This window comes from Pseudoalteromonas sp. PAST1 (assembly GCF_021532515.1).
Lineage (GTDB): Bacteria > Pseudomonadota > Gammaproteobacteria > Enterobacterales > Alteromonadaceae > Pseudoalteromonas > Pseudoalteromonas simplex.
In genome coordinates, this window is sequence record NZ_JAKGBH010000088.1 from 1 (window position 1) to 9,258 (window position 9,258).

7 protein-coding genes are annotated in these 9,258 nt (G+C 35.1%); all 7 read left to right on the plus strand.

Annotation, left to right across the window (positions count from 1 at the left end; genetic code table 11):
• Positions 1-710: 710 nt before the first annotated feature.
• A complete protein-coding gene (locus tag L1272_RS22115) occupies positions 711-3,041 on the plus strand; it encodes an McrB family protein (protein ID WP_235374301.1) in 2,331 nt (776 codons plus the stop codon).
• A gap of 9 nt (positions 3,042-3,050) precedes the next feature.
• Positions 3,051-4,352: an McrC family protein gene (locus tag L1272_RS22120; RefSeq protein WP_235374302.1), complete on the plus strand. Its 1,302-nt coding sequence runs from the start codon at positions 3,051-3,053 to the stop codon at positions 4,350-4,352.
• Between the two features lie 325 nt (positions 4,353-4,677).
• Positions 4,678-6,444 (plus strand): hypothetical protein, encoded by a 1,767-nt coding sequence (locus L1272_RS22125; protein WP_235374303.1) that lies wholly within the window; start codon positions 4,678-4,680, stop codon positions 6,442-6,444.
• The gene (locus L1272_RS22130) at positions 6,444-7,142 is read left to right on the plus strand and encodes an OmpA family protein (protein ID WP_235374304.1); all 699 of its coding nucleotides are present in this window, start codon (positions 6,444-6,446) and stop codon (positions 7,140-7,142) included. The genes L1272_RS22125 and L1272_RS22130 overlap by 1 nt, the downstream gene beginning before the upstream one ends.
• The gene (locus tag L1272_RS22135) at positions 7,142-8,278 is read left to right on the plus strand and encodes an HNH endonuclease (RefSeq protein ID WP_175082097.1); all 1,137 of its coding nucleotides are present in this window, start codon (positions 7,142-7,144) and stop codon (positions 8,276-8,278) included. The genes L1272_RS22130 and L1272_RS22135 overlap by 1 nt, the downstream gene beginning before the upstream one ends.
• Positions 8,279-8,368: 90 nt before the next feature.
• Positions 8,369-8,917, plus strand: coding sequence for a hypothetical protein (locus L1272_RS22140; protein ID WP_235374305.1), 549 nt, complete (start codon positions 8,369-8,371; stop codon positions 8,915-8,917).
• A 21-nt stretch (positions 8,918-8,938) separates the two neighbouring features.
• Complete coding sequence (locus L1272_RS22145) at positions 8,939-9,142, plus strand: hypothetical protein (RefSeq protein ID WP_235374306.1); 204 nt, start codon at positions 8,939-8,941, stop codon at positions 9,140-9,142.
• Positions 9,143-9,258: the final 116 nt, after the last annotated feature.

Below are 9,258 nucleotides of genomic sequence, written 5' to 3' on the forward strand. Positions count from 1 at the left end.
ATATTGAGATTGCTTGAAGTCGCCACGGAGAAGATCGGCAACTGACCATAAAAACGCAGCTGTTGAAGAGAAGTTGTTGTTAGTCATTGTCTATTTTTGCGCTACTCTTAATTTATTTTTTGATTACATGGGACAAGTCTGAAGCTGAAATGCAAGCTAGCATTCTAAATTCCTTTTTATCATTAGTGATACACTATACTGGCTTATCGATTTTTGAGTGTTGTTTTCTAGTCATAGTATCCTTCTAAAGCAAGAATTTTAAAGGAGTTTTGATTGCTTTGTGTACAATAGCATACACTTTTCTTTAGTAGAACATAGTTAAAACAGTTATTGCTCTTGAAACTTAAATTATTACTGTAAAAATTCTATGAATTAATAAAGCCCACATAATTAAATTGAACTTCTAAAATGCTAATAAGCAAATTTTGCTACTGTAATTTTTTTAATATAGCCACACTATCATTGTAGAGGTTTAGCTCTTTGATTTGAATTAATTTTTATTAATTAGTAGATTTCTGTTTTAAAATCTAAGAGTGATAATATATTGACGTTTCACGTACAAAACGCATGCCGTAATTGATAGTCTATTACTTAAACAATTACATCTGAGCTATTTGAACGCTTAAGCTGAAATTTATGAAGCTTTACGGATAGAAACATTGATATTTCATTAGATATTCTCAGACACATGACTTAAGAAAAGGAATTTTATGCCAACCTATAACAAGTACAACTTTGATGGAAAACAGCTAGGAAAATCAAGACTTGTCCTAGCTATCATGAAAAAGTTCGTAAGAGAAAATAACCCTAATTATGAACAGCTTAAGCAGAGCTTCTCTGAGATAGAAAAGGATAGAAGGTCACTGTTTATAACACCTCTTGAACTAGCAAAAAAGAAAGAAGGAAGTAAAGATACTAGGAAACGTTTTTTCGAAGCGGATGATGAAGCTCTAACGCTTTCTGATACTTCAAAAGTATATGTTAGTAATCAATGGAGTAAAGCGGGCACTGAAAAAGTTATTCGCTTTGTTAACTCTAAGTTTGATTACGGTATTTCTGATGTTATACAGCAACAATCTATCAATGACTTATATATTGATTACCTTAAAGATCCTGATAAAGAGTGGATTACTGCTTATCAACAATTTACTGAAGAAGTGAAAAACAATTTAGGTGTTGATGAAACTGACTTTGCCGCAAATTTTATAAATAAGCTATGGAAGCCTGAATCTAATGGAATTGCGAGTGCTAAACCAGGCACTTTAAGTAACGAAGAATATCAAAAATTGATAGACGATTTACCAAAGATCACAGCCTTAATTTTTAAGGAACCTAGCTCAAATACATTAAAGAAAGTTTATGAATGGGCTGATGAAGCTAAGAAAGAAGGAAAGTTTAAAACCATCAAGCGTGGTGTAATACACAGGGTTTTTGCAGCTGTTGACCCTAAAAAGTACAACACGATTTTGAATATTGATGGTTTAAGAGCTTTTACGAAATACTTAAATGATACTTTTGATCTTGGAATTAATGTTAGTTGGAATTGGGCTGAGTTAAATCAGGTTGTTACCGAAAAAATTAAAAGTAAGGTAGACGAACCTGAAAATGAGCTAGTTTTTAATACATTCATTTGGTGGCTTTTTGAAAGGCTAAAACAAGAAAGTGATGATGAAAGTTTATATATTGACGAAGATGAAAGGGATCTTTCAATGTCTACTGAACAAAACCAAGCAGAACAAAAAGCAGTAAACCTTATTTACTACGGCCCACCTGGTACTGGTAAAACTTATACCCTTCAAAAGCTTTTAAAAGAACAATATACAGAAACAGGAACTTCTGAAGAGCCTGAAGTTTGGCTTAATAATAAATTGAGTGAATTAAGTTGGTTTGAAATCATTACTCTTATTTTGCTTGACATAGATGAAGAAGTTTCAGTGACAGAAATTGTGAACCATGAGTATTTTACAAAGAAGTTAGCGCTAAATGGTAGAACTGCCAACATACGTCAGACAGCGTGGGCAGCCTTGCAAACTCATGCAATTCAAGATTCAAAAACTGTTAAGTATGCCAAGCGTATTGAACCACTAATTTTTGATAAAAATACAGATAGTAAGTGGACTATTGTTGATAAAGAACATGAATTAATTGTTGGTTTTAGAGAACAATTAAATGAGCTTAAGGCAGGCCCTCCTGTTGAGGACGAAATAAAGCGCTTTGAGTTTGTTACTTTTCACCAATCTTATGGATATGAGGAGTTTATTGAGGGTTTAAGGCCAGTTACTAACGACGATGGTGACATAAGTTACGTTGTAAAACCTGGTATTTTAAAGCGCTTATGTAAGCGTGCTGAAGCTGACCCTAGCCATCAATATGCGTTAGTAATTGATGAAATTAACAGAGGCAATATTAGTAAGATATTTGGTGAGTTGATAAGTCTTATTGAAATAGATAAACGTGCTGGTGAAAGGCACGAACTTACAGTTACTTTGCCTTACTCAAATTTACCTTTTTCGGTACCTAGCAATCTCGATATTATTGGCACAATGAATACGGCTGACCGTTCTTTAACTCATATAGATATAGCGTTAAGACGCCGGTTTGAGTTTAAAGAGCTGAGAACTGACTACTCCTTACTAAAGGATAATGTAGATGGTATTGATGTAAGAAAGTTGTTATTCACGATTAATAAACGTATAGAACTTTTATTAGATAGAGAGCACATTATTGGCCACGCTTTATTAATGAATGTAAGTAATTTGACAGGTCTTAAACAAGTCTTTATCGCTAACATCATGCCGCTACTGGAAGAATACTTTTTTGAAGATTGGGATAAAATTAAGCAAGTATTTAACGGTAACGGATTTGTTTCAGAGCTTAAAGATGCTCATACAACTTGGCTTGGTGACGCAAATGAGTATGCAGCAAAGTCTTACTTTGTAGATCCTAAAGCTTTTGACGAGATTGAGAACTATACAGCAGTTTATCAAAGTATTGATGGCAAAAATTTTGCCGCGCTTTTTTCTGGACAAGAGCAAAACTAAGGAAGGTTTATGCGTACATGGTCTGTTTATGAGTTTTCTCGCTTGTATAAAAGTAATATTACTAAATGTGAGGGTGATCATTTAAACCTAGAACACTCTCAATTTGAAGCGCTCAAACAGCTGTTAACTTGCAGTGAAGCAGACCACGATAAGTTATTTAGGTATGGCTTTGAAAAGCGACAAGAGGTATTAGTTTGCCAAAACTACGTGGGTGTAATTTGCTTACCTTGTGGCGACCAAATTGAAATATTGCCTAAAACGCATCGGAAAAGCATACATGCTGAGAGTGATGAAAGTATCAGCAGGAATCGCTCCAACCTCATAAAAATGTTAAAGGCAACACAGTATTTACCTGGTAAAGTTGCTGACAATGCATCGTTAGATATGGCTAAAATGCCGTTACTTGATGTATTCATACAATTGTTTTTGCAAGAGGTAAGCTTATTAATTAAGCGTGGTGTGGCAAGACAGTATGAAACGCACGAGAGCAATGAGCCTTTTATTAAAGGTAGAATACTAGCTAGCCAGCAAATCAGGCATAACTTAGTTAATAAACATCATCACTTTATAGCCTTTGATGAGTTGACAACTAATCGCCCTGAAAACCGATTAATTAAAAGTGCTTTGCTCTGGTCGCTTAAGCGCGTGACAGCAAAAACGCAACACCTTTGCAGGGAATTACTATTTCACTTTGAAGATGTAACAAGCTCAAAAGCTATATGGCAGGATTTAAATTCTTGGCAACGAGGCAGGCATTTGTCTCACTATGAAGCGATTAGACCATGGATCGAGATGATTTTTAAAGATCAAAGCCCTACATCGGTAAATGGTTCTAAAAGTATGTTGTCTATATTATTTCCTATGGAACGCGTGTTTGAAGATTACGTACCGCTCTGTTTGAAAAAGCAGTTTAAAGAAAAAGGATATGTAATTAACACACAAAATCGCAGTAAAAATTTAGTCAAATACGGGGCCAACAACGAAAAAGAACTTTTCCAATTAAGACCTGACTTACATATCAAGGCACCAGATAAATTAATTATTGGTGATACGAAGTGGAAGGTGATTGATGAAAACTTCCCGAACAAAAAGTATGGAATAAGTGAAAGTGACATATACCAGATGCTGGCTTATAACCAAACTTACCAAAAGGGTGAATCAGAACCCCCTGTGATTTGGCTTATTTACCCTATGACCCCACAGTTTTTAAGTCCGTTGCCTGATTTTATTTTTGATAACGGTCTTACACTCAAAGTACTACCTTTTGATATTGATAAGTCAGAGTTAGTTGACAACACGGCTGATAATTAATGGATTATATTTACTGAATAGTAAAGGTTGCTGAATTTAAGCTTAAAGTTTGGTCATATAACCTGCTTTTTTAGTTGTTTGTCATCATTTTTTTGCTTATCACAGCTGGTTTATATACTATCTCGGTACGACTAAAGTTTTGATTTATTTTAGTTGTGGATGGCTAAAGGGAACTAAAGATTTTATGGATAAAAGCCGAGCAATACTGCCATATCCCCACTATTGATTTTGTATCTCTTTATAATTTCGCCATTCTTGCGTGTTTTCTGCTTTGAGGTTTCAAAGTGGTTGTTAATTAAATTAAGAAGTACAAAAGATAAATCAGATGAATATACTAGAAAGTTTACTGCGCGGTTTTGATACAAACGTTGTTAGTGGTGTTGTTTTAATTTTAATGCTTTTTGTTTTTGGCTTAGGTTTGTTTTATACCAAAAAAGCTAAACAAATTGAGTTTGTTCAGTTTGTTCCAACACTATTAACAACTATGGGTATATTCGGTACTTTTTTAGGTATAGTTCTTGGTTTATTAGAATTTAACCAAAGTGACATAGAAGCCAGTATTCCGTTGTTGCTAGCTGGCTTGAAAACTGCATTTATTACAAGTCTAGCAGGTATATTTTTATCTTTAGTGTTTAAAACACTGTCTACGTTTTCGTTCTTAAAACCTAAAAAACTAGAAGAAAGTATTTCACACGCAACACCTGAGGCGATATTAGGTGCTATGCAAGCACAGGTTGCAGAAACAAAAGTTTTAAAAGAGGCGATTGTTGGTAATGAGGAGTCGACACTGTTTGGTCAATTAAAAATACTACGTGGTGATATTAATGACAATGCAAAAACATCGATAAAAATTGCCCAAGAACAAGCAGTAAAACAACAAGAGAACTTTGAGGCGTTTAGTGAAAAGCTATGGCTTAAACTACAAGACTTTGCAGATACTTTATCAAAGTCAGCTACAGAGCAAGTTATTGAAGCATTAAAACAGGTGATTAGTGATTTTAATAACAACTTAACAGAGCAGTTTGGTGATAACTTTAAACAATTAAATGAAGCGGTAATTAAACTAGTTGAATGGCAAGAAAACTATAAAGTTCAGCTTAAAGAAATGAGTGACCAATACGCTCATGGTGTTGCTTCTATTTCTGCTACTGAATCATCTGTTGCTCATATTAGTGAGCAAAGCCAAATAATTCCTCAATCAATGGGTGAACTAAAAGGTGTTATGGAAGTTAATCAGCATCAATTAGCTGAGCTCGAACGCCACCTAGAGGCCTTTAAAGATATGCGCGACAAAGCTGTTGAAGCCGTCCCGCAAATTCAAAAGCAAGTCGAAGCTACAGTAAACGATATATCGGCTGCTGTAACAACAGCGAGTGACCATTATAAAACCCTTCTTACGCAATCAGACGATTACATAAAAACTCATGTTCAGACATCTAATGATTTATTAGACAAGTTTGCTCATGAAACAGAGAAAGGCATTAATAGTGTTGGTGAGCGTTTGATTGAAAGCTCAGACAAGATTGGTAAAGAAATTCAAACTGCAGGTAATGAGTTTACAGATAATACAGCTCGAACCAACGAAAGCTTAAAGACAACATCTGATCATTTACAGTCGCAAACTGAAGTAATTAAGCAGCACTTACAAGATACGGTGACTGACTTAAATAACAATATGCGAGACATGATTGAAAAACTAGTCGATGATGCTAAAGATATTACTTCAACTATGAAGCAAGCTAATCAAAACCTTGTGACAGATACAGAGCAGGTGCGTGACACTGTAGTTAAGTCTGCAGAAAAACTTCAGCAACGCCTTAATGAAGTGATTGATGACGCTGCGACACAGCAAATTAATCAAGCTAAACGTACCTTTGATGCAATGGAGAATGAGGTTAAAAAGCAGGTTGGTATGACTGGTGAAGCCGTAGACTCACAACTAAAACTTATTGATACTGCGATGCAGCAAGAAATAAACCGTGTAATGAATGAAATGGGTAAGGCACTTGCACAGGTAAGCGGTAAATTTGTTGATGATTATATTAAGCTAACTAAAGCGATGAATGAAGTTGTAAGTCAGCGAGTAATGTAATGGAAAAGATATTTGGCTCTCAAAACAACTCACAAGATAGTGGTGATCATTGGTTAACTGTATCAGATTTGATGGCTGGTTTAATGGTTGTATTCTTGTTTATAGCTATTGTTTTTATGATGATAACTCAAAAAGAAAACGACAAGATTAAAGATGTTGCGGTTGCTTACCAACAGAACCAAGTTGCTATATATGAAGCTCTAGAAAGCGAATTTGAAAAAGACCTTGATAAGTGGGGAGCAACAATAGACAAAGAAACGTTAGCGTTCAACTTTCAATCTCCTGATGTTTTATTTGCTAATAATGAGACTAGACTAAGTGACGCATATAAAGAAATATTAAACGACTTTTTCCCTCGATATATCAACGTGCTTGCCCCGTTTAGAGACTCTTTAGATGAAATTCGTATTGAGGGTCATACTTCAAGTGTTGGTTTAAGAGGTTCTACAGAAGCGCAGGCATATTTTTACAATATGCGATTATCTCAGGGACGAACACGTTCTGTATTAGAGTATGGTTATGCTCTTATGCCTAATGAATCTGATTGGATTAAAGCTAATATCGCAGCAGTTGGTTTTTCATCTTCACGCTTGATTAAAGAGAATGGAGTAGAAGATGCTGCAAGGTCAAGGCGTGTATCTTTTAGGGCTATTACTAATGCTGATATTCAAATAAAACGGATACTGGAGGCGCAGTAATGAAGCTAACCGTTGACTTCAGTGCATTACATAGAGCTGTTGCACCCTTAGGGCAAGTGGTTACAGACTTTTCAATTGTCAGTGATGCTTCTGAACTCGAAAGCATTGGCAGCCATCTAAATCAAGGTATGATTTTAGGTAAAGATATACAGTTAGATGAAATTGATGGGTCAAATGGTGTATTAAACTATGATGGCCATCAAGTTATGCTTTACATACCTGATCAAGGCGATGACATTGAAGCTGTATTGTCTAATGGTAAATTAGGGCGGCGTATCCATGTCGCAGAGTGCTCTACTCTTGAGTTGATGCGAGAAACAGGTAGGTTTAAACGTTACGATGTAATTAATCGCGTTGATGGTTTCTTTCCTGTATTTGGCTCAAGCTACAGAGGAGGGCATAATACAGAGGGAGAGGCTGATTTAGGTGTATGTAAAAACTGCTTAAAAATTCTTAACTACAAGGGGTATTCTACCCAAAGTCAACAGGTTAAGAACCAAGTATTTAATAATTTTTCGTTCGAACAATTTTTCGAAGTTTATAGTTCCTACTTCAAAAGTTTGCCAGTAAACAGTAAAAAAAATACAGCTGATTATACCCCCGATTGGCCATCAATCTCAGCTAAGTTAAGAAGTGATTTAAATTACACGTGTGAGCAATGCGGCGTTGACCTTAAATCTGAGAAAAGACTTTTGCATACTCATCATATCAATGGAATTAAAGCTGATAATGAACGAGAAAATTTAAGGGTACTTTGTGCCGATTGTCATAAAAAACAACCACACCATGATCATATATATGTAAGTAACACAGATATTCTGAAAATTAACCAGTTAAGACGAGAGCAACATAAGTTTGATGTGTTTGATTACGACAACTTACGAAAATGTGCTGATTCAGCTTTGGATGGCCTTCTTCAAAAATGCCAGTCAACTAGGTTACCTGGTGCTGAGTTAGGGATTGTTATACAGGATAAAGAAGAATTTGTGTCAATCGATCTATGCTGGCCAAGACGTAAAGTAGCAGTACTTATTAATATGAATAATTCAAATATCTTAAGAAAACATGGTTGGAGTGTTTTCACAGCATTTGATGCCTTAAACAATTTTGAAAATTTTCAGAGGAAAATCAGATGATTGGTTCTAGTTTTAATACACAGTGTAAACTATTATTTTTAAGGTAATTTCTTTAAAAACAGTTTTTACTAAACATAGTCAAGGATGAAAATGAAGTCATTTCTAAATACAGTTGATATTTTACTTGGGCATTTTGCCTGTGGTTTTACAGTTGTTTTTCTATATATAGTTTTAAGCCTGATTGCAATTTCTAGCTTGCTGTTGATACCTTTTTCTTTCTTTGAGTATGATGCCGGTTTATCTGATTTAGACTTGGTAGAGTTAGGTCTTTTTATACTCTTAACAGCAGTGATTTGGCGTTTTTATAATCGCTGCATTAATTTGAAATGGTCAAAATGGGCAGCTATAAAACGCTTTGTGTTTGTTATCGCTTTTGCAGAGCTTTTGTATATGTTTTTTTATGCAATCTATTTGATTTTAGAGTTAGCAGAGCAAGGTGTACTGGGAGTTGAAATTCTAGATAGGCATGCTGATTTTGAGTCGTTTTTATCGATGTTGGTTATAATTGCGGCAATCTATGCAGGAACTCCACTGCCTCCTTTTTATCTAAAAAAGGACAAACAATCAAAAGAGAAAGCTGAAGACGCTTTTAGTGCAGGAACACCTGAAAAATCCGAATCAGCAAGCGTAGTGGGATAGATTAACAGGGAAGTTTTTAGTATGAGAAAATTAGTTCAAAGTGTAGTTATTACAAGCTGTTTGTTTATTTGTAATAACATAGTTGCAAAAGAGCAGCTATTTCAGCCAGAAGATACTGCCTTTTTACAGTCATCATGTAGAGAGGTGATTGAAATATTCAATAAAAAGCAAGAAACAGGTAAATACGCAGCTTTACATACTTCAATGTCTGAAGGGCCTTGTTGATCAAATGCAACTCTCTAACAAATTCACTTAACTTACTGATATTTAGGCAGACCAAGGGTGTTGATCTTATTTAGCGCCTTCACTTTGATCATCGCTTCAACCAGTTGGCGATTGTA